This window comes from Stenotrophomonas sp. 80084_Sma (genome assembly GCF_056481995.1).
The window spans coordinates 2,557,375-2,583,453 of sequence record NZ_CM151177.1 but is presented as its reverse complement, the minus strand read 5'-3'; the positions used below and the strand labels follow the sequence as shown (position 1 = coordinate 2,583,453).

The following is a 26,079-nucleotide window of genomic DNA, read 5'->3' as shown; positions in this document are numbered from 1 at the left end:
ATCGTTGCGGGTACGAAGGGGATTGACCACGCAGATATCGGGGCTCAGGCTAAGTCACACTTATGGTCACCCAACGCCAGCTGCCATCGCTTGCCGCCATCCGCGCCTTCGAGGCGGCGGCGCGGCTGGGCAGCTTCGCGCGTGCCGCCGAGGAGCTCGACACCACTGCGGCATCGGTGAGCTATCACGTGCGGCGGCTGGAGGCCCAGACCGGTACCTGCCTGTTCCTGCGCCACGCACAGCACGTGGAACTGACGGTGGTGGGTGCCAGCGTCGCGCAGGAAGCCACCCGGGCATTCGACGCACTACGCGCCAGCTTCATGCGCGCCGCTGGCATGGATGCGGCGCGACTGCGCCTGTCCGTACTGCCAACGCTGGGCACCAGTTGGTTGACGCCGCGGCTGGGTACGTTCCGCGCCCGCCATCGGCAGCTCCTGCTGGAACTGGATCTGTCGGCAGAGCCGCAGGATCTTGCCGCCGGCCACTTCGATGCCGCCATCCGCAACGGGCATGGCGAGTGGCCTGGGCTGCAGGCCACGCCCCTGTTCCCCAGCGTTTTCATGCCGTTGTGTGCGCCAGCGCTGCTGCCGGCGGCCCGTGGGCTGGGCAGCACCGCGCTGGAGATTCCCCTGCTCGGTCGGCCGGACTGGTGGGCCCTGTGGTTCGCCGCGCACGGGCACCTTCCACCGCCGGCACCAGGGAGTCTGGTCACGCCCTTCGCCGTCGAGCATCTGGATGTCGGTGCCGCGATCGCAGGGCAGGGCATCGCCATCGGTTCGCCGATCCTGTTCCAGGCCGAGCTGGAGAGCGGGCGCCTGGTGCAGGCGCATCCGGGTGTCGCCAGCGACGGTCGCAGCTTCTGGTTCGTGGCGCCCTCGGCGCGGAGTGGGAGCGCCAAGGTCATCGCATTCCGTGACTGGGTGGTCGAACAGGCCGCCGAGGCACGGCACGCAGCACGCCATCATCTGGCGCAAGCGGTGACGCCGTGAACCAGAGCCCCGAACTGCTGCGACGCCTGCTGCGTGCCAAGGACCGGATGGACCGGGCCAGCCATGAGGAATGGCCAGTCACACGCCTGGCCGAGGTCAGTGCGGTGTCGCCGGCGCACTTCGCCCGCTCGTTCAAGCAGGCCTTCGGGCTGCCACCGCACCGCTATCTCCTCAGCCGGCGCATCGAACGGGCCGTGGCGATGTTGCGTGACACCGAGTTGCCGGTCACTGAAATCGCCGCGCAGACCGGGTGGAGCAGCCTGGGTACCTTCGGCCGCATTTTCCGTGACATCACCGGTGACAGCCCGGGCAATGTGCGTGAGCGTGAGCGTGCAACCCGGGCGGCGTCGGCCAGCGTGCCGGAATGCCATGCACGCGCCGCGCAGCGCCCGGACCTGAAGATCGCAGTTTTGGAGAAGCGCCGCCGCGAGGCGGTTGCTAACGTGGACCCTACCTGAGGGAGGTCCCATGACGAACACTGTGAGCACGGTCGGCCTGTATGTGCGCGACCAGGATGAGGCGCTGGCGTTCTACGTCGGCAAGCTCGGCTTCGAAGTGCATACCGACGTACGCAATGGCAGCTACCGATGGCTGACGGTACGCAGCCCGGGCCAGGACGGTTTCCAGCTGGGCCTGTTCGTGCCAGGCCCGCCCACCCACGACGCCGCTACCGCGCTTTCGCTGCAGCAGCTGGTGGCCAAGGGCGCAATGCCGCCGCTGGTGCTGGCCGTGGATGACTGCCAGGCGTGCTACACGCAATGGCTGGCGCTGGGCGTGGAATTCACCCAGGAGCCGATCGAGCGCTATGGCGCCGTCGACGCCGGATTCCGTGACCCGTCAGGCAATGGCTGGAAGATGATCGAAGCCCGTTCCGAAGCGAGGCGCCGGCAATGAGCCGCGGTGGCTGGGCACGGCCCGTGCATCGTTGGACCTCGATCGTGTTCACCCTGGCGGTGATCGCCAACTTCGCCGTTCGCGGGCTGGGGCAGGGCGAACCTGCAGCGTGGATCACCTACTCGCCGTTGCCCCCCCTGTTCCTGCAACTGTTCACCGGCCTTTACCTGTTCGTGCTGCACTACGCCGGAAGGCGCGGCAGCGCCGCACTCGGCGCTGCGGGCTGAGGCAAGGTCAGGCGACCGCGTCGACCGCATGGGCGGCAAGCAGGGCGGGCAGGTCTTCCATGCGCTGGAAGATCACCTGTGCACCCGCCGCACGCAGGGCCTCCGGCGTACTGTGGTGCGGACCGCCTTCACTGAAGCCGAACACGGTTGCGCCAGCGGCCACACCGGCCGTTGCACCGGTAACAGTGTCCTCGATCACCGCGCAACGCTTCGGGTCCACGCCCAGCGCAGCGGCGGCGGCCAGATAGACATCCGGATGCGGCTTGGTGTGCGGCATGTCCTGGCCGCTGAACACGTGGGCCCCGAAGGCATCAAGGATGCCGACCTTGCCCAGCTGCAGCTTCACCTTGTGCAGATCGGCGCCGGACGCGCAGGCAATCCGGCCGCCGGTGAGCACCGCGATCGCACGCACCGCCTCGGGCGCACCCTGGATGGCAACCAGGTCACGTTCCAACGCGCGGTTGCGCTGCTGGCGGAACTCTTCCAGCCATTCCTCGGTGAACGGCTTGCCGGTGCGTTCTTCGATCAGGCCGGCCAGATGGGCCACGGACTGGCCCAGGAACACCTCACCGGCCTGCGCCGGGGTCAGCGGCCAGCCGCGCTCGGTCAGCATTTCCGAAAGCACGCGGGCGACCAGCGGCTCGGAATCAACGAGTACGCCATCGCAGTCGAACAGCACGGCATCGAAGGGGAAACGGGACATCTACAGCTCCTTGAAACAACAGCCATGGGGGCGATCAGCGGGTATTTTCCCACGGTGGAGACGGAACGAACGCCTCGACCAGCGCATCCACTGCGGCACGCACCTTGGGAGCAAGGTCGCGGGTGGTAGGCCAGAGCGCATGCAGGGGCGCGCCCGTGCTACCCGAGGCAGGGAATACGGCCACCAGTGCGCCGCTGCGCAGCGCGTCCCCCACCAGCCAGGTGGTCGCTTCTGCAATGCCCAGCCCGGCCAGCAATGCGCTACGCAGCGCATCGCCGTCACTGATGCGGTGGCGCCCTTCAATGCGGTGCTGGACAAGCCCGCCGGAGCCGTCCGGCACCGTCCAGGGCAGCGCGTGCCCCTGCCGGCCGAAGGTGATGCAGTCGTGTCCGGCAAGATCCTCGGCGCGCACCGGGACGCCACGTGCCGCCAGGTATCCGGGTGCAGCGCATATCACGGCATGCTGGCGGCCGAGCGCGCGGGCAGAGAGCGAGCTGCTGTCGTCAAGCGGCCCCAGGCGGACGGCCAGATCGACGTTTTCCTCGAGCAGATCAACCCTGCGGTCGGTGAAGCTGACATCGAGCTGCAGCCGCGAATGGCGCTGCGCCAGTCCGATCAGTACCGGCATCACCCAGCGCTGCCCGAACGCTACCGGCAGGCTGACCCGCAACAGGCCGGAAACCTCTTGCCGCCGCGACGCTGCGTTGGATTCGGCTTCGTCCAGTTCGGCCAGGATGCGCCGGCAGACCTGGTAGAACTCGGCGCCCTCGACAGTGAGCGCCAGCCTGCGCGTGGTGCGATCCAGCAACCGGGTGCCCAGTCGCCGCTCCAGCGTGGCCACACTCTTGCCAACGGCCGATTTGCTCAGCCCCATGCGCAGACCGGCTGCGGTGAAGCTGCCGGCGTCCACGGCCTGGACGAACACACTGATGCCCTGTAGGCGCGCCGCACTGTAGCTGGTCATATGCGTCAATTGGGGAATTTATGGATTCAGTGTATCGACAATATCCCGTCACTGAACACATCCATGCGTCAATAGACTTTCCTGGCGCATTTCCGCGCGCCAATGAGTGATTTCCCATGTCTGTTTCGACCATGAAGGTCTGGGAGCTCGATGCCCCGGGCCTTGCTCACCTGCGCTGCGTACGGCGCCCCATTCCCAGGCCAGGCCCTGGTGAGGTACTGGTCAAGGTCGGTGCCGTGTCGCTCAACTACCGCGATCGCCTGGTGATCGACGGCGGACTGTTGTCCGGTCCGCTGCCACACCCGTTTGTTCCCGCTTCGGACATGGCCGGCGTCATTGTCGAAACCGGAAGCCCAGCGCGACGCTTCAGCGTTGGCCAGCGGGTGATGGGCAATTTCTGGACGCAGTGGCTCGATGGCGCGCCTCCGCCCGAGATGCTGCAGCACGGACTGTCCCTGGGCGGTCCGCTGCCGGGAGTGCTGGCGGAGTATGTGGTGCTGCCGGAGGACGTGGCAGTCGCTACGCCCCCCTCGTTGTCTGACCTGCAGGCCAGCACGTTGCCGGTGGCGGCGCTGACGGCCTGGTTTGCACTGGTCGAGGCCGGCCAACTCGCTCCTGGCCAGACCGTGCTTGTGCAGGGGACCGGTGGCGTTTCCTTGTTCGGGATGCAGTTCGCCCAGCGGCTGGGAGCCCGGGTAATCGTGACTTCACGCAGTGGCAGCAAGCTTGCCCTTGCAGAACGGCTGGGTGCATGGGCGTCGATCAACACGCGGCAGCATCCTGCATGGGGCGCGCGAGCGATGGAGCTGAGCGGAGGGCAGGGCGTCGATCATGTGCTTGAGCTGCTCGGAGGCGGCAACCTCGCCCAGAGCGTGGAGGCGCTCGCAGTGGGCGGGCACATCCTGCAGATCGGCTTCCTCGAGGATCCCAACCTGCACATGCCGGCGGTTCCTCTCATGCTGCGCCGCGCGACCCTGAAGGGGGTTTCGGTTGGCCATCGCCGGGCCTTCGAGGGGATGAACGGCTTCATCGAACGCGAGCGCCTGCAGCCTGTCATCGACAGCGTGCATTCGTTCGCCGGCCTGCCTGCGGCACTGGCAGCACTGCAGCAGGGGCCGTTCGGCAAAGTGGTGGTGCAGGTGGCAGAGCACTGAATCCAACTGCGCCGTACCTGTCCAGGCGAAGTGCGCCTGTGCGGTCGGATTCGCGACCGCACGGGCGTCCTGGCGGATCAGCTCAGATCACAGCCCGCCGGCTGCGGCCAGGTGGTGGCCGGCAGCATGTTCTTCAGCGAAGCGGGCGCGTTGATCGCCACATAGCTGGCGCCCAGCAGCTCCTCGAGGTCGGCGATGGTCACCAGGTAGCTGTCCAGGGTGCCCAGGTTCGCTTCGTTCGGGATGATCCAGCTGATCGCCTTGGCGGTGCCGGTGTTCGGGTCGCGGGTGATGATCGTCTTCCAGAAGAACTCCGGCGTGGGAATGCCGTGGCTGGCAAGGAAGTAATCGTTGGACGCGTCGCCATAGACAACGCCGCCGTAGACATCCACCGGCGCGATGTCGCGGTAGCACTCGGCCACGTTTTCGGCCTTCACCCAGACGCCCTGATTGAAGCTGGAAACCTGCGGAACGATGTTGGTCATGTAGTTGGCGCGACGGATGTAGGTCGCGTTGTAGTCCATGTGGTTGGAGGTCACCAGATGGCCGCGGTCATAGCCGCTGCGGATGCTGGCATACGACGCGGTGCTGTTCTGGCCGAGGCAGCCGGCCGGCAGGTCCGGGTCTTTGTAGAAGCTGGACGGGCGCGCGGCGGAGCCGGTGTCGGCGGTGAGCGTGTATTCGTAGCGGGTGGCGCTGTGGATGCTGCAGTCGTAGGTGAGCACGAAGCCGCCCTTGTTGAGGGTGACGACCTGGGCCTGGGCGGCACCGGCGAAGGTACTGAGGACGAACGCGAAGAAGAAACCTGCAAGGCGCATTGCGATTCTCCAGCAGAGGATTCAGGACGCAGCCGCCCGCCACGACCGGGCCGGAGCGAGGTCATGTGAGGACACTGCGGAGTCGGGTAGTGCGGAATGCGTGGGACGTGACCGCGATGACAGGGCCGCGGAGGCCGTGCGGTGTCGTAAGCGTCACAAGCTGTCGTCTTTCGGTCAATGGCGAAACGACGAAGCTGTGACAGCGCGCAAGCACTGGAGATGTGTCAGATCATGGGGCGCGTGGATGAAACGCAGGCGTGCTAGGACATCGCGCTGCCTGTAGCGATGGTCAGGGGTTCGTCTTCAACACGTAGTCGCCCTTGCGTGTTCCCGGCACCAGCGACCATCCCGGCTTCAGGCTTAGCGACCACCCCGGCCCCTCCAGTGGCGGTTCAGCACTTGCCGGGGCCTGCACGAATACGACCTTCCAGTCGCTCTGCAGCAACGCACCGTCGGTGACATCCAGGCTGCCCCAGATGTCGGACAGCCGCATTGCTGGATACACCATGCCTTGCCCTGGCAACGGCTGCATGGTGTTGGGATCGAACTGGATGCGCATGTTGCGCAGATCCAGGCGCACGACCGGGCCTGTCACGAAGCGCGCACGGTTGTGTTCCAGCTGCGCAAGGCGCTGCTGTTCGCGCAGCGTTTCGGCTTCGTGCAGCTCCGGCCCGTCATAGCGCGCGGCAGCCGCTCCCAGCGCGGTCGCGTCCAGCTGCAATGGGGCCTGCGTCACTTCGGCCAGACGCGTGCCGAGATCGCGAGCCTGGTGGGCGAGGTCGCCGCGCCAGCCAGGTGCCGCCTGGTCCAGCAGCAGGCCATAGGCCGGGCCGGTGGCATAGGCGAAAGAGCGGACGAAGCTGCGATCACCCACGTGTGCGCGAAGGTCATGCAGTGCCGCCTGGATACGTGTCGACGGCGTCGGATTGCCGACGAACACGCCGGTGTACTCGGCCAGGCCCTCGTTCAATTCCAGCGCCGCTTCTTCCTGCGCGGCCGCAGGGAACCGGCGGTAGCGCTCGGCGCGGAATGCGAGCGCGTCCGTCATCGCAGCGTGCTGCGCTACTGCATCGGTGGATTCAAGTGCGTCCGCAAGCGCGCGCCATTCCAGCTGCAGCCAGTAACGTCCTTCAAGCGTGTCGAGGTGTTCGTTTCCACCCTCCGCCGGCGCGATGATGGGCAGCGCCGGCTGCAGGCGATGGAACATTTCGTGAGCCAGCAGCGTACTGCGTCTGGACGCGTCCTGCGGCAATGGCCAGAGCAGCTGCGTCCAGCGTGTGCCGGACCAGTCCACGGCGGTGTTGGCGACGATCGCATCAGACGGAAGCTGGCCTGCGAACACATCGCCGCGCTCCTTCAGCGCACCATGTGCGTCTGCCTGCGAGGCGATGACCTGCCGGCTCTTTGGATCCACCAGCATCATCGGCCCGCACAGGGATTGACCCCACAATCGACCCCGGTCTCCGTTGCAGAGCTGTTCGGCGCGCCGGAAGACCTCGCGGGCCGCCGCATCGGAGAACGCCTGCTCGTTGGCCATCACGGTTCGTTGCGCACATAGCGCCAGTACAGCGAAGAGCAGGAAGCGTGACCTCATGACGTCCATTCATCCTTGGGGCCCAGCTCTCATAGCATCGATCCCATAGGCCGGCAATGCAGCAAACGTCATGTTGCGTCGCAAGGTGCCACCCACCATTCGCACTGGTACGGTCCAACCCGTTGCGCCACCACCGACGGGGACAGACGACGATGCGCAAGGTATTGCTGCTGTTGATCCTGCTGACCGGACTGGCGCCCACCGCCTGGGCCGCTACGGTCAAGACCACCCACCGGACCATTCCCAGCTGGGATGGAACGCCTCTCGGGGCCTTCGTCATCGAACCGCAGGACGCGGGCAGCGGGCGCTATCCACTGCTGGTGATGCCCAGCAGCTGGGCGGTACCCAGCGTGGAGTATGTGGGGGTGGCGCAGTCGCTGGCGCGGCGCGGCTATGTGGTGATCAGCTACAGCTCGCGGGGTTTCTGGGAGTCCGGCGGCAGCATCGACATCGCAGGGCCAGCCACGGTCGAAGATGTCAGCGCCCTGATTGATTGGGCGCTGGACAACACCCGCGCCGATCCGGCCCGGATCGGTGTTTCGGGCATCTCCTACGGCGCAGGCACCAGCCTGCTGGCGGCGGCGCGCGATCCACGCATCAAGGCCGTGGCGGCGCTGAGTGGCTGGGCCGATCTGCAGGCCTCGCTGTACAGCAACGACACCCCCAGCGCGCAGGGCATCGCCTTGCTGGTGGCAGCCGGCCTGGCCACCGGCCGCCCGGGACCGGAACTGACGACCATCAATCGCAATGTACTGGTCGGCAACTACCAGGGCGCGGTGGATTCGCTGTTGCCGGTGGCGGCGCAGCGCAGCCCTGGGGCCAGCATCGATGAGATCAACGCCAACCAGCCAGCGGTGTTCCTCGCCAACGCCTTCAACGACAGCCTGTTCCCGCCGGGCCAGCTGGTCGATTTCTTCACCCGGTTGAAAGGCCCCAAGCAGTTGCAGCTGCGCCATGGCGATCATGCGCTCAACGAAGCCTTTGGCGCTCTGGGTGTTCCCAACGAGGTCTACGATTCGGTGGGCGACTGGTTCGACCATTACCTCAAGGGTGAAGCCAATGGCATCGATCGCCAGCCTGCAGTACAGCTGAAATCGCAGAAGGGCAGCTGGAGTACCTATCCGAACTGGGAGGCGACCAATGCCGGCGCTGTCAGCTATGCGCTGAGCGCACCCAAAGGACTTCTGCTGCCCACGGGCGGCCTGGTCGCGAGCGGCAGCAGCACCGGCTGGAGTTACCGGATCGGCAGCGGGCTGCTGACCGCCGCCAATTCCGGCGTGGCGATGGCCTCCGGTGCATTGCAGATGATCAACCTGCCGCCGGGCGCCTATGTGCCCTTCGTGGGCCGCAACGCCGCAGGTGTCTGGCAGGGGCCGATCCAGTGGAGTGCGCAGCGCCTGGATGGAACGCCGGAGGTACGCTTGACCGTCACGCCCAGCCGCGCCAACACCACGCTGTACGCCTACCTGTACGCCGAGGATGTGCTGGGCAACGGCCAGCTGATCAGCCACAAGCCCTATACGCTGCGTGGTGCCACGCCGGGGCAGGCGAAGACCATCGACCTGCGGTTGGAAGCCAGCAGCTGGAACCTTCCGGCCGGCAGCCGCCTGACCCTGGTGGTGGACACCGTGGACCTGCGGTACGCGGGCATCAGCCAGCTGGGTGGCACGGTGACCTTCAGTTCGCCGGCCAATGCGCCTTCGGTGTTGAAGGTGCCGCTGCATTGATGGAAGGCCGCGCCCGTTGCGGCGGGCGCGGTACGCCAGGCAGTAGAACTGCGAGACTGGCGTTTGTTCCGGGGAAGGGAGGAATCCATGGTCATTGCATGGCTGTTGCTCGGTGCAGTGCTTGCGGCACCTACCGCGCAAGGCGCGCCGATCGACTGGTCGGATACGCTGTTGAAGGATCTGGACGCTGCCGACGCCGCCATGCGCGGCAGCCATCCGGGCGCCGTGGACCTGCGCAATCCTGGTTTCGGCGCACAGCTGGACGATGCCCTGGCGCTTGCACGCTCGCGCGCCGAACAGGTCGCCAGCTACCCGGGCTACTGGTGGACGATGAAGGGCTATGCGGCCTCCTTCAACGATGGGCATGTCAGCCTCAACGCGCTTGCCGATGCTCCCGATCTTCCAACGCAGTGGCCGGGCTTCCTGACCGGCTTCGACGGCGATGCGCAGGTGGTCATGACCGTGGATGGTGGTCCGGGCCATCCGCCGCTGGGGGCTCGAATGCTGGCCTGCGATGGCATCGATGCGCAGACGCTGGCTGCACGCCGGGTGGGTGACTTCAACGGGCGCTGGAACCTGCAGGCCAGCCGCATCCAGGGTGGCGGTGAAGTGCTGCTCGAACAGGGCAATCCTTACGTGCCTGCATTGCGTACCTGCGTTTTCCAGGTGGGCGGACGCGAGACATCCTATGCACTGCGGTGGCAGCCGCTGCAGGCAGCACAGCGCAAGGAGCGCTTGGCTGATACCCGGCGCAGCTTCCGTCCCCCCAACGGCTGGCACGCGATGCCCGATGGCAGCTACTGGATCACCACCAGCAGCTTCAATGCCGACCCTGCGGAGCAGAACTTCAAGGAACTGACCGCGCTGCTTGAACAGCTTGCTCCGCAAACCGAAGGGCTGCAGCAGGCACCGACGGTGGTGCTGGACGTGCGTGGCAACACTGGCGGTGCTTCGCAATGGAGCATCGAACTGGCGCGATTGATCTGGGGCCGGGCCGCTGTCGATGCGCTGCCCGACCGCAGCTGGGTAGAGTGGCGGACCTCGGAGGGCAACATCGCCCAGCTTCGCGGCTTCCTGCAGAAGCTGGAACAGGCGCCCGACGCGTCGCCTGAGCTGCGTCGCATGCTGGAATCGGTGACGGCAGGCATGGCGCAGGCTCGCGGCCGGGGTGAGGCTTTGTGGCGCGAGCCATCCGAGGCCAGCGCAGATCCAGCATCCGCAGCAAGCCAGGCCGGACCTGTGCGCAAGGGCAGGGTCCTGGTTGTGGCCGATGCTTCCTGTGGCTCGGCCTGCCTGGATGCATTGGACCTCTGGAAGCGGCTGGGCGCGGTGCAGGTGGGCGTCGAGACCTCCGCCGACAGTCTGTACATGGACGTGCGGCCGGAGCGGTTGCCCAGCGGGCTGGCCAGGATCTCGGTGCCGATGAAGGTGTTCCGTGGGCGGGTACGTGGTTCGAATGAACCGCACGTGCCCGATCATCGCTATACGGGCGACATGCGCGACACCCGGGCGCTTGAAGCGTGGCTGCTGACGCTGTAGGTGCGCGCAGGACCTCGTGCAGGGCTGAATTCCGCAGGAGAGGATCGCATGAACATCCCGCCACCCAGTGCTGCCAGGCCGCCATCGCGGGCAGGAGCCTTCCGTCGTTGAATGCTGACGCCCGGTGCATTGCTCGGCATGGCGCTGCTGAAGTACATGGTCGGCGTGCGTGTGCCGCTGGCCAGGCTGAGCGGCCTGTAGGGCGGAGCGAGATCAGCGCCGGACGTCGAACTGGTCACTCTCCAGCAGCGCCCAGACATCGGCCTCGCGCACGGGACTGAAGTCTCCGGGAATGGAGTGCTTCAGCGCACCTGCCGCCAGACCGAAGCGCACGGTGCTCTCTGCATCGAACCCGGACGCCAGCCCGTGCAGGATGCCTGCCGCGAATGCATCGCCGCCGCCGATGCGATCAACGATACCGGGCAATGGCCGCGAGGGGGCCTGCGCACGGGTACCGTCGCGTCCCAACAGCAGCGCGCCCAGGATGTGATGGTCTGCACTCACCACGTCGCGCTGGGTGCAGGCCAGCCACTGCAGGTGCGGGAGCGCCGCGAACGCTGCCGCTGCAGCCGCCTCGGTCCGCGCGATGGGGCTGTCCTCGGCGAAGCGCAGTCCCAGCACCAGTTCGATATCGCGATGGTCGGCAAAGACGATATCCGCCTCTGCGAACAGCTCCCGCAGGATGGCGGCGGCGTTGCCGCCCCAACGCTGCCAGAGCGAAGGTCGGTAGTTGCCGTCGAAGGACACACGCACGCCTGACCTGCGTGCGGCCCGTGCAGCGCTCAAGACGGATTCGGCCACATTGGCGCCCAGCGCGGGACTGACGCCGGAAAGGTGCAGCCACTGCGCATCACGCAACAGCGTTGGCCAGTCATGGTCGGCAAGGGCAGTGTTGGTGAATGCCGAACCCGCCCGGTCATACACCACTTCACTGGCGCGCTGCAGCGCGCCGGTGGCCAGGAAATACAGGCCCATGCGGTCGCGGTCGACTTCACGCACACCTGCCACGCCCACACCATGCCGCCGCAGCTCGGCCACGGCATGCCGGCCCAGCGCGTTGCCGGGCACCGTACTGACCATCTGCACATCGTGGCCGAAACAGGCCAGTGAGACCGCCACATTGGCCTCGGCGCCCCCCACGTGGACCTGCAGCTGCGGTGTCTGCAGCAGCAGTTCACGACCGGGTGCGCCCAGGCGCAGCAGCAGTTCACCGAAACAAACGACGCGGCTCATCGGTTCTCTCTCATTCGGTGGGGGTGCAGCCCAGCATGCGCAGATCGATGGCATCGGCCATGCGCCGGTAGCCTTCGTCATTGGGGTGCAGGTGGTCGCGGGTGATGTCGTTGGGCAACGATTCCACGGCCTTCGGGTCACGCAGCGCGGCATCGAAATCGATGATGCCATCGAACCCGGTCTTCCCACCGCGTGCCCACTGGTTGATCGAGGTGCGGGTCGCTGCGGACACGGGCTCGTAGCGCTCGGAACCACCGAATGGGGTCAACGTACCCAGCCAGGCGCGGATGCCGTGCGCATGCAGTCGCGCTGCAACCTGCTGATAGCCCAGCAGCATGTCCGCCGCACTGCGTCCAGGCAGCGGCTGCGTGCCACCACCGTGGCGGATGTCATTGATGCCCTCGAACAGGATGACCTGATCGGCATCGGCCACCGCGATCACATCGCGATCCAATCGTGACAGGGCGCTGTGGCTGCGGCCATGGTCAAGCAGCTTGTTGCCGCTGATGCCCTGATTGAGTACCACGAACCGGTTCGGGCAGGCTTGCTGCAGGCGCTGCGCCAATCGCTCCGGCCACTGGTTGAAGGTTCCGCGACGGGCGGTGGCACCTTCCGTGATGGAATCGCCGAGTGCCACGATCACCTGGGGACGATCAGCGCGCTGCACCATCACTGCCGAGAACACGTTCTGCTGGTAGCTCAGCCGCACGCTGTCGGCAACCGATGTCTGCCTGCCGTCCGCTACCCGCACTTCGGTGCGGCGCACCGCCGGGCGGGTCGGCTGCGGAAAATAGGCCGTCACGCTGATCTCCTGCAGCGGCGTCACCGGCATCGGTACCGGGTCGCTCAGCAGCGCGGCACCCACCGGCACCTCGATGACCGCGCGGCCATCCACCGTTACCGGCAGAGGGGCGGACGTGCCGTTTTTCACTCCTGCGCGCAGGTCCTCGACCCGTAACGGCGCCGTGCCGAGTTCGTTGCTGATGCGCAGCCGCAACGCATCGCCACGGCTGCCGATGCGCATGTCCTGGCGCACGGTCTGCGCGGCGGACTGTAGGGGGGCCTCGGCGATGCCATCCTTGCGGTCCGGTGCCGGCGAGGCGGTCCACGCGGTGACCCAGACCGGTGCGGCCAACGCGCCGGGCGCGGCCGCGGCGGAACAGATCGTCAATGAAAGCAGGAGCGTCCAGCGCTGCATGGTCAGGATTCCAGTCAGGAGAAGTAGGTGCCGCCGTTGACGTCCAGATTCGCACCGGTGATGAACGCCGCCGCATCCGAGGCCAGGAATACGGCAGCGTCGGCGGCTTCGTCCGGCGCCCCTTGGCGGCGCAGCGGGGTAGCGCCGGCAACGGCCGTGCGCACTTCCGGCTTGGTGAACTCATCATGGAAACGGGTGGCGATCATGCCGCAGCACAGTGCATTCACGCGGATGCCCTTCGGCCCCAGCTCCTTGGCCATGGCACGGGTGAAGGTCATTACTGCCGCCTTGGCGGTGGCGTAGATCGATGCGCCCGGGCCGCCGCCATCACGACCTGCCTGGGAGGCGAAGTTGACGATGGCTGCGCCGTCGCGCATGTGTGGCACCACCGCGTGCGTGGTCAGGTAGGTCGAGGTCAGATTCAGGTCCATCACGGCGTGGAAGAACGCCGGGTCGATGTCAGCCAGCGGCCGACGCTGCACCATGCCACCGGCCACGTTCACCAGCAGGTCGATACGCTCGCCGAACGCGGCCTGTACCGCAGCGACCAGGCCGGCCACGGCGGCGGCATCGGTGACGTCGGCGCGATGCACGATGGCCTGGCCACCGGCCGCCTGGATCTTTGCCAGCGTTTCCTGGGCACTGGCTTCATCATGGGCGTAGTTGATGCAGACGCGTGCACCGGCGGCAGCCAGTTTGATCGAAACGGCGCGGCCGATATCGCGGCCACCACCGGTGACAATGGCCACCTTGTCCTGGAACGACATGCGGAAAACTCCTTGGTTTGCGGGGGAATGGAAGTACTTGGAAAAGAAGGAGACCCAGGCTCAGCCGCCGCGACGGTCGAGCTTCTGGATAGGTCCGGTCCACCACCACAGCGCAGCCAGCGACAGCGGCACCAGCGCGGCAACGAGGATGAAGATCGGGGCGTAGGAGTGGCGGGTCAGCACCGGCACCAGCCAGGTGGTGATCAAGGTGCCGGCGACCGCCGCCAGGCCACCCAGGCCTGCCAGCGTGCCCACCGAACGGCCGTCGAACAGGTCGCCGGGCAGGGTCTGGATGTTGCCGATGGCTACCTGGAAGCCGAACAGCACCGCAGCGATTGCCAGCACTGCCAGCAGCGGCTGGTTGGCCAGCACAGCACCCAGCAGTGCAGGCGCCATGATCACGCACCCCAGGGTGATGGCCAGCTTGCGGGCGCGGTCCACGCTGTGTCCGGCGCGGATCATGCGACCCGACAGCCAGCCGCCACTGAGGCTGCCCAGCATCGCGCCGACGAAGGGTACCCAGGCGAACAGGCCGATCTGCTTGATGTCGAAGCCGAAGGTTTCAGCGAGATAGATCGGCAGCCAGGACACGAACAGCCACCAGATGGGATCCAGCAGGAAGCGGCAGGCGAGCATGCCCCAGCTCTGGCGATGGGCCAGCAGCTCGCGCACGCTGGCTTTGGGCGCCGCCTCTGTCTGTTGCCCGGCCTGGTCTTGCTGGATCAGCCGGCGCTCGGCATCGCTCACCCACGGATGCTTGTCCGGCCCGGCGCGGTAGACAAACAGCCACGGCAGCAGCCACAGGAAGCCGATCGCACCGACCAGCACGAAGGTGCCGCGCCAGCCCAGCCACAGATAGAGGCCGGCGATGGCGGGTGCGGAGACGATCGCGCCGATCGACGCACCCGCGTTGAACACGCCCTGCGCCAACGCGCGTTCGCGCGCAGGGAACCACTCGGCATTGGCTTTGACCGCGCCGGGCCACGCACCCGCTTCGCTGATGCCGAGCATCGCCCTTACCAGGCTGAAGGAAAGCATCGAATGGGTGATCGAGTGCAGCGCGATCGAGATCGACCACACGCTGATCGACAGGGCGAACCCCAGGCGCGTGCCGATCATGTCGAACAGGCGCCCGAACAGGAACTGGCCGGCGGCGTAGAACAGCATGAACACCGTTACCAGCAGGGCATAGTCGTCCTTGGTCGCGCCTACTTCCCTGGCGATTTCCGGCCACATCACCGCCAGTGCATTGCGGTCGATGTAGTTGATGACCGTAGCGACGGCGATCAGGCCCACGATCAACCAGCGCACTGCTGAACGCACCGGCAACTTGCGCAGGTTGGCCACCACGGCAGGGCCGTTCATTTTCCGTCACCCTTGCTGCGGTCCATGCGTGCATGGCTGCCGCTCCAGCGGTAGGCATGGCCGTCCACGGTCACGCTGTGCTCGCCCTTGGCGCTGCTGTCGTCGGCCACGCCGAGGGCGATGCGTGCACCGCTGGCCAGGCGCAGTTCGATCACCGCTGCATCGCTGCCCCGGCTGCGCACGATGTCCTTGATGCGGCTGTCCGCGCCGTGCACGTACTCGGCGGTGCCGTTGTACTCGCCATGCGGCTCCAGCACACTGAAGAAGGTCACGTCCTTCTGGCCTTCCACGCGCTGCAGCAGGGCCGGTTCACGGCGCAGGTTGAACTCGGGATCGTTGGCACCACTTTCCACCAGCAGCGCCTGTGCCGGCGCACTGCTGCCGAAGCGGTAGGTGTAGAAGCGCCCATCCAGCAGCCACGCCAGGGAACGCGATTCGCTGCCGGGCGTGCTGCGTGCATCCAGCCACAGGTGCTGGTAGCCGTTGTCCTTGCCCAGCACCGGGCGCTGGGTGGGGAAGTGTTCTGCCTCGAAGCCGGTGGTGACGATGTGGCCGTTGAAGTGCAGCGGCAGGTCGTAGCGCGCGGCCTTGTCGCCGTGCACCTGCAGCAGGTCCAGCACCACCGGCAGGCCCAGGTCGGGGTGGCGCAGCAGCGCCTGGGTGCGGGTGAACACCACGCCGGGGTAGGCATCGCGCATGGTCGCCGAGGCAACCTGGGTATCGGCATCGGCCTGGAAGAAGCGCACCTGCGGGGCATGCTCCTCGCCGCGCTTCCAGTCGCCCTTGAAGTGGCTCTGTTCGTCCACCACCAGGGTGTTGTGGGCCACGGTCTGTTTGGCCCAGCTGCGGTTCTCGGCCAGGTAGATGCCACCCCGCTTGGCTTCCACGTTGAGGAAGCGGGCAGCGCCGTAGTCGGTCACCACCGGATTGCCGTTGTCGTAGAACAGCCAGTTGAGTTTGTCGAAGTGGCCATGGCCCATGCCCTGCATCGTGTCCTTCTGCACCAGCGCCTGGCCGCGTTCGCCGTTCATGCGCAGGATCGCCAGGCCACCGCGGTCGCCGTCCGGGCCATCGCGCAGCAGCATCGGACGGTAATCGAAGGGCTTGGCCTTGTTGGCGGCCAGTGCTTGCGCCACCTGTAGTCCCTCGGGGGACAACAGCAGGCGTTTCTGCTGCTGGGCCACCGACAACAGGCGGTCGTCACCGGTGCGCGCATAGGCAATGCCGATACCGGCCACCAGTTCCTCGGTATCGATGCCCTTGTCCAGGATGGCATCGTTGATCGGGAAGAACAGGCCGTCATAGCTGGACTGCACCAGCACATCCACCGCCTTCAGCAGCACGCCGTCGCGGCGCGCGAAGATCCTGCGCTGCGGCTCGTTGCGTTCGATGGCGTTGGCGAACAGCAGGAACGGTGCCAGTGCGTAGCGCTGGTAGTACGGGCCTTCCTCGTAATAGCCATCGGGCGAGAACAGCAGGTCGATCTGGCGAAGGAAGCCGAACTGATCGTTCTTCTGGCTGCCGCGCAACGATTTCTCCACCAGCTCAGGGTCGCGCAGCACGTAGCCGGTCATGCCAGTGGCGGCCACCGCCCAGGTGGCGTGGTTGTGGATCTGGTCGTAGTTCTTCGGCTCGCTGACGAGGAACTCAGCCATCGGCCGGAACACCTTCGATTCGATGGTGTCGCGGTCCTCGGCGGACAGCGCGTCGCGGATCGCGTCGTAGCCCTGGATGGCGTTGACCAGCCACACCGAATCGTTGAGCACCTGCCAGAACACGCGGCCTGGAATCTGTCCGCGGCCTTCGGGGTGCGGGCCCAGGGTGGGGTAGAGCCTGGCGTACTGCAGCAGCATGTCGCGCGCGTAGTCGGCATAGACCTTGTCGCCGGTCAGCCGGTACAGGGTGCCGGCCGCCATCAGGGCCTGGTAGTTGCGCTTGTGCTGTTCATGGGTGCGGCCGCCGCCCTTGTCCTTCGGTACCGGCACGTCGATGCCGGCCTTCATCATCTTCTTCAGCGATTTTTCCGTGCGCGCCTGTTCCTTGGCGAACCACGGGTAGCGGCCGCCTTCGCTGGCCATCCGCTGCCACTGCGCTGCGGTCACCAGCACCGGCGCGGTGTCGGCCTGCCTCGCTGCGGCAGCGGGGGCTGCGAACAGCGGCGCGGCCGGCAGCAGGGCAAAGGGGGTGGCCAGGGCCAGGGAGACGAACAGCGGCTGCAACCTCATCGATCAACTCCATTGCGGGTGCGTGACAGGGCAACTTCGCCCACCTTGGGATACCAGTCGACGCCGGTCGCCTCGCGCGCGGTCATCGCCAGGGCAGGATCGGCGCCCACGGCGGGCAGGGCGGGCGCTGCCACCCACAATCCGCTGGCAGCCTGCTGCAGGCTGACGCCACGCCCCTCTACGCCGCCCGGGAATACGGTGCTGGCTGCCGGTGACTGCACGTTGCCACTGAAGTCGATGCCGGCCAGCGAACTGGCGGCATTCGGCGGGTTCCTGCTGGTGCGGTTGACGATCAGGTTGGCGCTGAAGCGGCTGTTGCTGGCGGCGACCACGATGCCCTTGGCTTCATCATGGCCGACGCCGAAACTGATCTTCGCCACGTCCACGAAGGTATTGCGGTTGATCGTGGCATTCACCACCGGCGCATAGCCGGACAGCGGCGGATCGGCCTGCGCGTCCATCACCGCCAGCGCGGAACGGTTGCTGGAGCCGGCCAATCGTTCGAAGTAATTGTTGCTGACGGTCTGGTCGGCATTGATGATGCGCACGCCGCCGGTGCCGGCCTTGTCGTCGCCCAGGAACACGTTGTCGATCACCCGGTTGCCGTTGCCATGGCGTAGCGTGAGCGCGCCGGCCGAACGGTAGAACACGTTGCCGCGGTAGGTATTGCCGCCGGACTTGTTGCTGATGATCTCGGTCTCGCCGTCGCAGCCTTCGAACCAGTTGTTCTCCACCGTACTGTTGGAATCGCTCAACGAAGTGTCGCTGGTGCCGACGCGGAGGGTTTCGCCGCCGTTGACGCCCAGCGCCGGGCGCGGTCCGAACCAGTTGTGGTCGATGCGGTGCTGGTTGTCCAGGCCCTGGGTGGCATCGCGCACCACCACTACCGTGGGCCCGGCGTTGGTCTTGCCGCGCAGCTGGCTGTGATCCAACCGGTTGTTGCTGCCATACAGCGATACCCAGTAGTCCTGGTCGCTGGCATCGGGGTTGGTGTAGTCATCGATCACCAGGCCGGTCACCCGGCTGTGGCGGGCCACCGCCTTGCTGGATTCGCGGAACGCCACCACCGCATCACCCGGCGTATAGCCGTTGCGGAACACCAGGTTGGACACCTGCAGGTAGCTACCCGCCAGGCGCAGGTCCGAACGTCCGCTGAGGACGACCTTGCCGGCGGTCTGCGCGCGCAACACGATCGGCGCGGCTGCCGTGCCCTGGCCTTTCAGCAGCAATCGCGCGTCGGTCCAGGTGCCGTCAGCCAACACGATCTCATCGCCGGGCTGCAGCGCCGAGGCGGCGGTAGTGAACTCAGCGACATCGTGGACGAGCCAGCTGGCTGCACTTGCCGCTGAAGTGGTCAGGCACATTGCCAGACCAGTGGTCAGGCAAAACAGTGATGGATTGTTGAGCGGATGTCGAGCAAGCGGACGAATGCGCATGAAATCCTTCCAGAGACGGCCGGGCCGTCGTTTCAGGGTGGGTCTGCATACCACTTCCGGGTCCGTTGTAAGCCAGCTTTCGCGCAAAGTCATGCTGCATGAGCACATTAAATTGCATTCAACTGGTATGGATGAAAGGCATTTGAACATTCGCATACCAATTGGTTGACATTTTCATGTCGCCGTGCCGAAGCTGCGTCCCACGCCTGGCATGCAGGCGATCCTTTGGGAGGAGGAAACCATGCGGCGACCCGCCGGAGCAGTGCACAGCATCTCGTTGTCCCCCACACCCCTGATCGTGGCGCTGCTTGCCGTGCTGGCGGGCATGCCCGCGGCCCAGGCGCAGTCCAGCAAGGACGCGTCAGGGCAGGATCCCACCACGCTGGACCAGGTGCAGGTCACCGGCATCCGCGAATCAATGCAGAGTTCGATCAACAAGAAGCGCGACGACACGGTCATCGCCGACGTGCTCTCGGCCGATGACATCGGCGACCTGCCGGCACCGTCGCTGGCCGATGCGATCGAGACCTTGACCGGCGCCGCCTCGACCCGCGACAAGACCGGCGCCTCGGAGATCTCGATCCGGGGCCTGGGCGCCTTCCTCAGCAGCACCAACTTCAATGGCCGCGAGATCACCAACGGCAGCGGCGACCGCTCGGTGAACTTCAACATGTTCCCGGCCGAGCTGATCAACACGGTGGCCATCTACAAGACCCAGCGCGCCGACATCATCGAAGGCGGCGTGGCCGGCACCATCGGCCTGGAAACAGTGCGCCCACTGGAGTACGGCAAGCGTGCAGTGCAGCTGGACCTGCGCGGCAGCTGGGCGGAGTACGACAGCAAGTACCGTGACAAGGACGGCATCGGCTATCGCGGCACCGCCAGCTACATCGATCAGTTCGAGTTCGGCAACGGGCAGAAGCTGGGCATCTCGCTGGGCTTCCAGCGCCTGGACGGCACCGATCCGGAAGAGAGCATTACCAGCGGTTCCACCTGGTATGCCTGCGATGGCACGCAGAACGTGGGCAATGCCAACTGCAACGAAGTGTCCGCGCAGGCCATCGCCAACGGCGCGCCGTACTACCTGGTGCCGAGCAGCCGCATCTACCGGCTCAAGCAGGAGCGCAACGACCGGCAGAGCGAGTTCGCCGCGCTGCAGTGGCGGCCAAATGATGTGGTTGAAGTGAACCTCGACTTCGAGCACACCGAGCGCAACTGGTATGAGAACCGCAGCGATCTGAGCCTGTCCAACGCACGACGCGGCATCACCCAGCGCGAGGTTGACGAAGACGGTATCGTGCGCCACCTGCACGGCAGCACCTCGATTGATTCCACCTCCAACCGCTACTGGCGTGGCGAGGAATACACCGGGGGTGGCCTGAACCTGATCCTGCGCCCGACCCCGGCCTGGGAGCTGTCTACCGATCTTTCCTACTCGCACACCAATCGCCTCGACAGCGAGCGCATGACCCGCCTGCGCGCCAACCAGCGCGACGTCAACAATGCCGTCGTGCCCGGTATCAGCAGTGGTGCCACCGGCTACGTGGACTATGACTGGGACTGGCACGGCGAAGTGCCCAGTGTTGCCCTGGCGCCGAACTTCGACCCCAACAACTGGGACGCCTACACCGGCGCGGCGCGGGTGACCTCCAGCGCCACCGAGAATGACCACAGGATCAAGGCCGGCCGCTTCGATGCCAGCCTCATGCCGGAGTCCGGTTTCTTCACCCGCATCAAGGGCGGCGTGCGCGCCAGCCAGGCCGACTACCGCCTGCGCGACAACACCCTGGTAACCGACTACGACCAGCGCGTGGCGGCCGACAAAGCGAAGATCATCGCCGCCAACCAGGCCTGCCGTGCACCCTTCCCGCAGGATGACTTCATGGATGCCGCCAGCGGAAACACGATCTCCTCGTGGGCGTACTTCGATCCGAACTGCCTGTACCAGTCGTTCCGCGGCAGCCTCGACAGCGGGCTGGATCCGGGTTTCCAGGATCCGAACAATGTCGATATCACCGAGAAGACACGCGCGCTCTATCTGATGGGTGAGTTCAGCAGCACCCTGTTCGGCTTGCCGGTGACCGGCAACCTCGGCCTGCGCTGGGTCAAGACCGATGTTCGTTCTGAAGGCGTGCGTACCGGGCTGCGCATCGAGGACAACGGTGACGGGACGATCCGCCTGCAACCCACCGGCGAGTACAGCACGCAGGTGTTCAAGGCGGGCAACGACAAGCTGCTGCCCAGCCTCAACGCGGCCTTCGAGCTGCGCCCGGACGTGTTGCTGCGGGTCGGTGCATATCGCGCGATGTCACGGCCGGACATTGCCGCGCTGGGTGCCGGGCGCACCATCAACGTGAGCAGTGATGCCACCTACGGCAACCTGGCCGACGCGCTGGATGACATCAGCGCCAGCGGCAACCCCGCCGCGCAGCCGCTGATGTCCTGGAACGGCGACCTTTCCCTGGAGTGGTACCCGAACCCGGACACGATGCTGGCCGGCGCGGTGTACTGGAAGCAGTTCAACGGCGGCACCGCCACTGCGCTGGTGCCGGAGACCTACACCATCGACGGCCAGAGCGTGACCGTACCGGTGCGGCAACAGGTAACCACCGACGAGAACAGCACGCTGACCGGCTTCGAGCTGACCGCCACCCATCGACTGTCGTACCTGCCCAAGCCGTTCGACGGGCTGGGTTTCAAGCTGAGCTACAACTACGCCGATGCCGACTATCAGACCCAGGACTCGCGACTGGGCGAGCAGCTGGCCAGCGATGGCACGATCATTCCGGCCATCGTGCCACCGGCTGGCCTGAGTGGTTTCTCGCGGCACGTGCTGTCCGGCTCGATCTACTGGGACGTCGGGCGCTTCAACATCCAGGCCATCGGCAAGTTCCGCTCGCACTACTATCAGGACTTCACCGGCAACACCGCGCAGCAGAACCGCTACTACGATGACAACACCAGCGTGGACCTGCGCCTGCGCTACCGGGTGAACAAGCAGTTGTCGCTGTCGCTGGAGCTGATGAACCTGACCAACGAGCCGCGCGTGGCCTACCAGCCGCTTTATGGGAACTTCCGCGAAGTGGTGACCTACGGGCGGCGTGCGTATTTCGGTGTACGATACAAGTTCTGAACAGGGCGGCGCGGCCAGTGGTCGCGCCGTCGCTCCAACCGGACCCTTGCCGGCCGCGGTGGCAGGGCAGGGACCCGGAAGGAATCGCCAAGGGTCAGCCGCATGTCCGCCAACCGCCTTTACCAGACCATCGCTGCCAAGCTCCGCAAGCTGATCGAGGACGGCGAATTTCCGCCGGGCTCGCGGCTGCCGGGCGAGCGTGAGCTGGCCGAACGGTTCGGTGTCAGCCGGGTCACCATCCGCGAAGCCGAGATCGCACTGGAGGCGCAGGGCTGGATCGCCATCCGCATCGGCTCGGGCGTGCATGTGAAACCGCGCCCGACGCAGGCGTCCGGCGGTCTGCCGGATGTCAGCGCCTTCGACCTCACCGCCGCCCGCGCGGTATTCGAGGCCGAGGCCGCCGCTCTGGCTGCAAGCAATCTGGATGATGCCGGCATTGCCGAGCTGCAGGCGTTGGCCGAAGCGCTGTGCCGTCGCGACCTGAGTGACGCAGAAGCCGGCGAGTACGACCGCCGTTTCCACTTGGCCATCGCACGGCTTTCCGGCAACCCGGTGGTGGAATTCTTCGTGCAGCAGATCTGGCGCATGCGCAGCGAACTGCCGCGGGTGACCGAGGTCTATGCCCGGGTCTGCCATGATGATGGCGCCAGCCGTGCGGACGAGCACATGGCGATCTTCGAAGCCCTGCGCGCGCGTGATCCGGTGGCCGCGCGCAATGCGATGCGCCTTCACTTCCAGCGCCTGTTCGAAGCCATGCTGCAGGCGACCGAAAGCCAGGCGCTGGAGGAGATCCGCCGCCGCACGCAGCAGGACCGCGAACGGTTCATGGCAACGACGCGGATCTAAGCGCCGCGTTCAACACAATCGGCGCTGCGACCTTCAGCAGGGCAGCTCGCGCTCGAAGCCTGATGGATATGAGAAATGGGCATGACTGCGCCGATGCCCAGCCTGTCCGCAATGCCTACACTGCCCGCGGGTCATAGACGGCCCGTTGAGAAAGCTGCATACACACAAGGAGCAGGGTATGAAGTTCTCGCTGTTGGGCGCGGCGCTGCCATTGGTGCTGGCACTGAGTGGAGTCCCCGGTGGGGGCGTCAATGCAGGACCGATCGCGGGCACCGCGACCGCCACTGTAGTTGCGAAGGCCACGTACGCGTCGGATTCGCTGGAAGCCGGCTACATCGTCGATTGGATCAAACGGAATTCGCCCGCCTACGCGCCGGCGTTGCAGACGGGCGAACTGGCCATCTCGCACAGCTATCAGTCTGCTGGCAGCCTGAAGCCGGCCGGTGCGGCGGGCCCGCCTGTTCCATTGCCTGCACGCGGTGTGGAGGGCGAGGTCATCTCGATCTCCAATACCTTGCCGAGCGGTGCTTCCGAGTCGTGGACATACCGGTGGTCGAGTGGGGCGTGGAAGCTGATCAAGTACAGCTTTGATGCATGCCAGGGCCCGGCCAGCATCGGTGCGAAGGGATCCGGCACGGAGATCGCTGCGAAGGGACCCTGCATCGACTGAGGGTGACCGGTCCTGGCAGAACTGAACCAGGTCTGCTGCAGAGCAGTGGTGCCCCGGGAGATCATCGTCCCGGGGCGCCGCTCCATACCTTGGCGTGCCCTGCATCGTGTCCTTCGAGCATTGACCTCGGCGATCGGGCGGAGATCACCCACGGCCCGAGCCAGTCGCTGGGTCATGCAACCCACGCAGCTTCTTCTTGTTGATCTTGCCCACGCTGGTCCGCTCGATCGATTCCACGAAACTGACCCGTTCCGGAATCGCATACCGTGAGATGTCCCCTGAGCGGCTTCGCGCAGCGACCAGTTCGATGATCTCCGCTTCGGTCACCTCACTGCCAGGCTGCCTGACCACCAGCGGCAACGGCCGCTCGCCCCATTTCGTGTCGGCGATGCCGATCACCGCGACTTCGCTGACCGCCGGATGCAGGGCGATGATGTCCTCCAGGGCGAGCGAGGAGATCCACTCACCGCCGGTCTTGATCACATCCTTGATCCGGTCGGTCACCCTCAGGTAGCCGTATTCATCGATGTTGCCGATGTCCCCGGTATGCAGATAGCCTCCTGCCCACAGTGCTGCAGATGCATCCGGATCGTGCAGGTAGCCCTGGGTGAGCCAGGGTGCGCGCACGACGACCTCTCCGGTGGCGATGCCGTCGTGGGCGACATCCTTCATGTCCGGATCGACGATGCGCAGGTCCACCAGCGGTACCGGTATGCCGGCCTTGGTGCGCAGCGACAGCACCTCATCGGCATCGGTCACGCTGTCCACGTCGATCTGGGCGATGGTGAGCAGAGGGCAGGTCTCGGACATGCCATAGCCGCCGAAGATGTCGATGCCCCGCGCCAGCGCACGCTGCGCCAGCGCACGCGGCAGGGCCGCACCGCCGATGATCACCTTCCAGCCCTCCAGGCCGGTCTGCGCCGCGTCCGGATGCTCCAGCAGCATGTGCAGGATGGTTGGCACGCAGTGCGAGAAGGTCACCTTCTCACGGGCGATCAATGCCAGCAGCTTCGCAGGCAGGTAGCGCCCCGGATAGACCTGCCTGATGCCCATCGCCGTAGCCACGTAGGGCAGGCCCCACGCGTGCACATGGAACATCGGGGTGATGGGCATGTAGACATCGTCGCGATGCAGGCGGCCTTGACGGGGTGCACCGCCAAGCGCGGCCATCGCCGCCAGCGAATGCAACACCAGCTGCCGGTGGCTGAAATACACGCCCTTGGGCAACCCGGTGGTTCCAGTGGTGTAGAACACCGTGGCACGGGCGTTCTCGTCGAAGTCCGGGAAGCGGACGATCGGCGTGGCATCGCGCAACCCCGCTTCGTACTCGGTGGTGAAGCCTGGCGGCAGCGGACCGCCTGCATCGTCCAGCAGGATGCGCGTGCGCAGGTCCGGCAGCTGCTCGTCGATGGCGTCCAGCAGCGGCAGGAACTCGCGGTTGGCCAGGATCACCCGCGCCCCGCTGTGGTTCAGCGTGTAGGCGATCTGCTCTGGGGCCAGGCGCACGTTCACCATCATCAGCACCGCACCGATCATCGGCACGGCGAAGTAGGCCTCCAGGTAGCGGTTGCTGTCCCAGTCCATCACCGCCACCGTGTCGCCGTGGCCGACTCCCAGCGAGGTCAACAGGCCGGCCAGCTGGCCGATGCGCGCCTGCAGGGTGCGGTAGTCGAATCGGACCTGGTCGCCGTAGACGATTTCCTGTTCAGGGCTCACCGCCAGCGGCATCAGCAGCAGCTGCTTGATCAGCAGCGGATAGGCATTGGCATCGGGAGTGGGGGCGGATGACATGGCATTTCCTCGTGGGCGGCGTTGCGGTCGCCGGCCTTCTCCGCACCACACTAGCAAGCCCTTCCTGCTGCACCAGCGTACCTAGGTACCTGTTCCTGCGTGCACCCGATTTGATAATCTCGCCAGGACATGCCCACCCTGCTCATCGCCGACGATCACCCTTTGTTCCGCGCGGCACTGCATCGCGCGGCGGAAGAGGCGGTCGCCGATCTGCAGATCAGCGAAGCTGATTCGCTGGACAGCGTGCTGGAGGTGATCGAGAACCAGTCGATCGATCTGATGCTGCTGGACCTGCACATGCCGGGCAACCACGGACTGGCCGGGCTGGCCACGATCCGTGCGTTGCAGCCGGGCCTGGCGATCATCATCGTCTCCGCCAACGAGGAGCCGCAGGTCATCCGGCGTGCCATCGACCTTGGCGCCGCGGGCTATCTGCCCAAGAGCTCGGGTTTGAACGAGCTGCAGTCCGCGCTGCAGTCCGTGCTGGAGGGCGAGCGCTGGATCCCGGCGCTGCTGCGCGAACCGGTGGCACGGGTGGCGACGTTCAGCAGGGATGCCGACTTGGCCGCACGCCTGGCCAGCCTGTCGGCACATCAGTACAAGGTGCTGGGGCTGGTGGCCGAGGGCCTGCTCAACAAGCAGATTGCCGACCGGCTGGGCGTACAGCTGCGCACGGTCAAGGCGCACATGACACGCATCATGGAGCGGCTGGGCGTGCGCAACCGCGCGCAGGCCATCCGCGTGCTGCACGAAATGGGATTGGCCGATCCGTCCCGGCAGATCGAAGAACTGCCTGAGCCCTGACC

22 protein-coding genes are annotated in these 26,079 nt (G+C 66.1%); 11 read left to right on the top strand and 11 right to left on the bottom strand.

Going from position 1 to position 26,079, the window contains the following annotated elements:
* Positions 1-62 precede the first annotated feature (62 nt).
* The 4 genes from ACZK3W_RS12000 to ACZK3W_RS11985 are packed head-to-tail and all read left to right on the top strand — an operon-like array spanning position 63 to position 2,110.
* A complete protein-coding gene (locus ACZK3W_RS12000) occupies positions 63-989 on the top strand; it encodes a LysR substrate-binding domain-containing protein (RefSeq protein WP_197615894.1) in 927 nt (308 codons plus the stop codon).
* Positions 986-1,447 (top strand): helix-turn-helix domain-containing protein, encoded by a 462-nt coding sequence (locus tag ACZK3W_RS11995; RefSeq protein ID WP_197615893.1) that lies wholly within the window; start codon positions 986-988, stop codon positions 1,445-1,447. The genes ACZK3W_RS12000 and ACZK3W_RS11995 overlap by 4 nt, the downstream gene beginning before the upstream one ends.
* A 10-nt stretch (positions 1,448-1,457) precedes the next feature.
* A complete protein-coding gene (locus tag ACZK3W_RS11990) occupies positions 1,458-1,883 on the top strand; it encodes a VOC family protein (protein WP_197615892.1) in 426 nt (141 codons plus the stop codon).
* Positions 1,880-2,110 (top strand): hypothetical protein, encoded by a 231-nt coding sequence (locus ACZK3W_RS11985; protein WP_197615891.1) that lies wholly within the window; start codon positions 1,880-1,882, stop codon positions 2,108-2,110. Before ACZK3W_RS11990 ends, ACZK3W_RS11985 begins: the two co-directional genes overlap by 4 nt.
* Positions 2,111-2,117: 7 nt before the next feature.
* On the opposite strand, the gene ACZK3W_RS11980 is transcribed toward ACZK3W_RS11985, so the two are convergent.
* Positions 2,118-2,813 (bottom strand): HAD family hydrolase, encoded by a 696-nt coding sequence (locus tag ACZK3W_RS11980; protein WP_049401501.1) that lies wholly within the window; start codon positions 2,811-2,813, stop codon positions 2,118-2,120.
* 34 nt (positions 2,814-2,847) lie between these two features.
* Positions 2,848-3,777 (bottom strand): LysR substrate-binding domain-containing protein, encoded by a 930-nt coding sequence (locus tag ACZK3W_RS11975; RefSeq protein WP_197615890.1) that lies wholly within the window; start codon positions 3,775-3,777, stop codon positions 2,848-2,850.
* A gap of 116 nt (positions 3,778-3,893) precedes the next feature.
* Here ACZK3W_RS11975 and ACZK3W_RS11970 point away from each other — a divergent pair, with 116 nt between their 5' ends.
* Positions 3,894-4,931, top strand: a complete 1,038-nt coding sequence (locus tag ACZK3W_RS11970) for a zinc-dependent alcohol dehydrogenase family protein (RefSeq protein WP_478449931.1) — start codon at positions 3,894-3,896, stop codon at positions 4,929-4,931.
* Positions 4,932-5,008: 77 nt separating this feature from the next.
* Here the strand turns inward: ACZK3W_RS11970 and ACZK3W_RS11965 are convergent, their stop codons facing one another.
* Both ACZK3W_RS11965 and ACZK3W_RS11960 read right to left on the bottom strand, forming a co-directional pair.
* Positions 5,009-5,749 carry a DNA/RNA non-specific endonuclease gene (locus ACZK3W_RS11965; RefSeq protein WP_180837186.1) on the bottom strand — a complete coding sequence of 247 codons (741 nt, stop codon included), beginning with the start codon at positions 5,747-5,749 and terminating at the stop codon, positions 5,009-5,011.
* 289 nt (positions 5,750-6,038) lie between these two features.
* The gene (locus tag ACZK3W_RS11960) at positions 6,039-7,343 is read right to left on the bottom strand and encodes a hypothetical protein (protein WP_430541926.1); all 1,305 of its coding nucleotides are present in this window, start codon (positions 7,341-7,343) and stop codon (positions 6,039-6,041) included.
* Between the two features lie 152 nt (positions 7,344-7,495).
* Here ACZK3W_RS11960 and ACZK3W_RS11955 point away from each other — a divergent pair, with 152 nt between their 5' ends.
* Together ACZK3W_RS11955 and ACZK3W_RS11950 are read left to right on the top strand one after the other, a co-directional pair.
* On the top strand, positions 7,496-9,070 hold the full coding sequence (locus ACZK3W_RS11955; RefSeq protein WP_197615888.1) for a S15 peptidase family protein: 1,575 nt from the start codon (positions 7,496-7,498) through the stop codon (positions 9,068-9,070).
* Positions 9,071-9,157: 87 nt separating this feature from the next.
* Positions 9,158-10,609 carry a S41 family peptidase gene (locus ACZK3W_RS11950; RefSeq protein ID WP_180837181.1) on the top strand — a complete coding sequence of 484 codons (1,452 nt, stop codon included), beginning with the start codon at positions 9,158-9,160 and terminating at the stop codon, positions 10,607-10,609.
* Between the two features lie 213 nt (positions 10,610-10,822).
* Here the strand turns inward: ACZK3W_RS11950 and ACZK3W_RS11945 are convergent, their stop codons facing one another.
* From ACZK3W_RS11945 to ACZK3W_RS11920, 6 genes are read right to left on the bottom strand one after another with little or no spacing between them, the layout of a single operon-like run.
* Positions 10,823-11,842: a sugar kinase gene (locus ACZK3W_RS11945; RefSeq protein WP_180837179.1), complete on the bottom strand. Its 1,020-nt coding sequence runs from the start codon at positions 11,840-11,842 to the stop codon at positions 10,823-10,825.
* 10 nt (positions 11,843-11,852) lie between these two features.
* Complete coding sequence (locus tag ACZK3W_RS11940; protein ID WP_478449930.1) at positions 11,853-13,040, bottom strand: GDSL-type esterase/lipase family protein; 1,188 nt, start codon at positions 13,038-13,040, stop codon at positions 11,853-11,855.
* Positions 13,041-13,054: 14 nt separating this feature from the next.
* Entirely contained in the window at positions 13,055-13,807 is a 753-nt protein-coding gene (locus ACZK3W_RS11935; RefSeq protein ID WP_180837175.1) for an SDR family NAD(P)-dependent oxidoreductase, read from the bottom strand.
* Between the two features lie 60 nt (positions 13,808-13,867).
* Positions 13,868-15,172: an MFS transporter gene (locus ACZK3W_RS11930; RefSeq protein WP_180837173.1), complete on the bottom strand. Its 1,305-nt coding sequence runs from the start codon at positions 15,170-15,172 to the stop codon at positions 13,868-13,870.
* Positions 15,169-17,397, bottom strand: a complete 2,229-nt coding sequence (locus ACZK3W_RS11925) for an oligoalginate lyase (RefSeq protein ID WP_197615887.1) — start codon at positions 17,395-17,397, stop codon at positions 15,169-15,171. The genes ACZK3W_RS11930 and ACZK3W_RS11925 overlap by 4 nt, the downstream gene beginning before the upstream one ends.
* Entirely contained in the window at positions 17,394-18,833 is a 1,440-nt protein-coding gene (locus ACZK3W_RS11920) for a polysaccharide lyase 6 family protein (protein ID WP_180837169.1), read from the bottom strand. Before ACZK3W_RS11920 ends, ACZK3W_RS11925 begins: the two co-directional genes overlap by 4 nt.
* 241 nt (positions 18,834-19,074) lie before the next feature.
* Between ACZK3W_RS11920 and ACZK3W_RS11915 the strand changes: the two genes are divergently transcribed.
* From ACZK3W_RS11915 to ACZK3W_RS11905, 3 genes are all read left to right on the top strand, one after another.
* Positions 19,075-21,966, top strand: coding sequence for a TonB-dependent receptor (locus ACZK3W_RS11915; protein WP_478449929.1), 2,892 nt, complete (start codon positions 19,075-19,077; stop codon positions 21,964-21,966).
* Positions 21,967-22,068: 102 nt separating this feature from the next.
* Entirely contained in the window at positions 22,069-22,812 is a 744-nt protein-coding gene (locus ACZK3W_RS11910) for a FadR/GntR family transcriptional regulator (RefSeq protein ID WP_049401514.1), read from the top strand.
* A gap of 178 nt (positions 22,813-22,990) precedes the next feature.
* Entirely contained in the window at positions 22,991-23,482 is a 492-nt protein-coding gene (locus ACZK3W_RS11905) for a hypothetical protein (protein ID WP_197615187.1), read from the top strand.
* 144 nt (positions 23,483-23,626) lie between these two features.
* Here ACZK3W_RS11905 and ACZK3W_RS11900 read toward each other — a convergent pair whose 3' ends face one another.
* Complete coding sequence (locus ACZK3W_RS11900; RefSeq protein WP_197615186.1) at positions 23,627-25,273, bottom strand: long-chain-fatty-acid--CoA ligase; 1,647 nt, start codon at positions 25,271-25,273, stop codon at positions 23,627-23,629.
* Positions 25,274-25,402: 129 nt separating this feature from the next.
* On the opposite strand from ACZK3W_RS11900, the gene ACZK3W_RS11895 reads away from it, so the two are divergent.
* Complete coding sequence (locus ACZK3W_RS11895) at positions 25,403-26,077, top strand: response regulator transcription factor (protein ID WP_032127250.1); 675 nt, start codon at positions 25,403-25,405, stop codon at positions 26,075-26,077.
* The last annotated feature ends 2 nt before the right edge of the window (positions 26,078-26,079 follow it).

Coding starts and splice junctions, on each gene's coding strand:
- ACZK3W_RS11950 (WP_180837181.1), top strand. CDS start 9,158: ATGGTCATTGCATGGCTGTTGCTCGGTGCAGTGCTTGCGGCACCTACC.
- ACZK3W_RS11960 (WP_430541926.1), bottom strand. CDS start 7,343: ATGAGGTCACGCTTCCTGCTCTTCGCTGTACTGGCGCTATGTGCGCAA.
- ACZK3W_RS11940 (WP_478449930.1), bottom strand. CDS start 13,040: ATGCAGCGCTGGACGCTCCTGCTTTCATTGACGATCTGTTCCGCCGCG.
- ACZK3W_RS11955 (WP_197615888.1), top strand. CDS start 7,496: ATGCGCAAGGTATTGCTGCTGTTGATCCTGCTGACCGGACTGGCGCCC.
- ACZK3W_RS11895 (WP_032127250.1), top strand. CDS start 25,403: ATGCCCACCCTGCTCATCGCCGACGATCACCCTTTGTTCCGCGCGGCA.
- ACZK3W_RS11970 (WP_478449931.1), top strand. CDS start 3,894: ATGTCTGTTTCGACCATGAAGGTCTGGGAGCTCGATGCCCCGGGCCTT.
- ACZK3W_RS11990 (WP_197615892.1), top strand. CDS start 1,458: ATGACGAACACTGTGAGCACGGTCGGCCTGTATGTGCGCGACCAGGAT.
- ACZK3W_RS11905 (WP_197615187.1), top strand. CDS start 22,991: ATGAAGTTCTCGCTGTTGGGCGCGGCGCTGCCATTGGTGCTGGCACTG.
- ACZK3W_RS11900 (WP_197615186.1), bottom strand. CDS start 25,273: ATGTCATCCGCCCCCACTCCCGATGCCAATGCCTATCCGCTGCTGATC.
- ACZK3W_RS11910 (WP_049401514.1), top strand. CDS start 22,069: ATGTCCGCCAACCGCCTTTACCAGACCATCGCTGCCAAGCTCCGCAAG.
- ACZK3W_RS11920 (WP_180837169.1), bottom strand. CDS start 18,833: ATGCGCATTCGTCCGCTTGCTCGACATCCGCTCAACAATCCATCACTG.
- ACZK3W_RS11985 (WP_197615891.1), top strand. CDS start 1,880: ATGAGCCGCGGTGGCTGGGCACGGCCCGTGCATCGTTGGACCTCGATC.
- ACZK3W_RS11925 (WP_197615887.1), bottom strand. CDS start 17,397: ATGAGGTTGCAGCCGCTGTTCGTCTCCCTGGCCCTGGCCACCCCCTTT.
- ACZK3W_RS11945 (WP_180837179.1), bottom strand. CDS start 11,842: ATGAGCCGCGTCGTTTGTTTCGGTGAACTGCTGCTGCGCCTGGGCGCA.
- ACZK3W_RS12000 (WP_197615894.1), top strand. CDS start 63: ATGGTCACCCAACGCCAGCTGCCATCGCTTGCCGCCATCCGCGCCTTC.
- ACZK3W_RS11915 (WP_478449929.1), top strand. CDS start 19,075: ATGCGGCGACCCGCCGGAGCAGTGCACAGCATCTCGTTGTCCCCCACA.
- ACZK3W_RS11930 (WP_180837173.1), bottom strand. CDS start 15,172: ATGAACGGCCCTGCCGTGGTGGCCAACCTGCGCAAGTTGCCGGTGCGT.
- ACZK3W_RS11975 (WP_197615890.1), bottom strand. CDS start 3,777: ATGACCAGCTACAGTGCGGCGCGCCTACAGGGCATCAGTGTGTTCGTC.
- ACZK3W_RS11980 (WP_049401501.1), bottom strand. CDS start 2,813: ATGTCCCGTTTCCCCTTCGATGCCGTGCTGTTCGACTGCGATGGCGTA.
- ACZK3W_RS11935 (WP_180837175.1), bottom strand. CDS start 13,807: ATGTCGTTCCAGGACAAGGTGGCCATTGTCACCGGTGGTGGCCGCGAT.
- ACZK3W_RS11965 (WP_180837186.1), bottom strand. CDS start 5,749: ATGCGCCTTGCAGGTTTCTTCTTCGCGTTCGTCCTCAGTACCTTCGCC.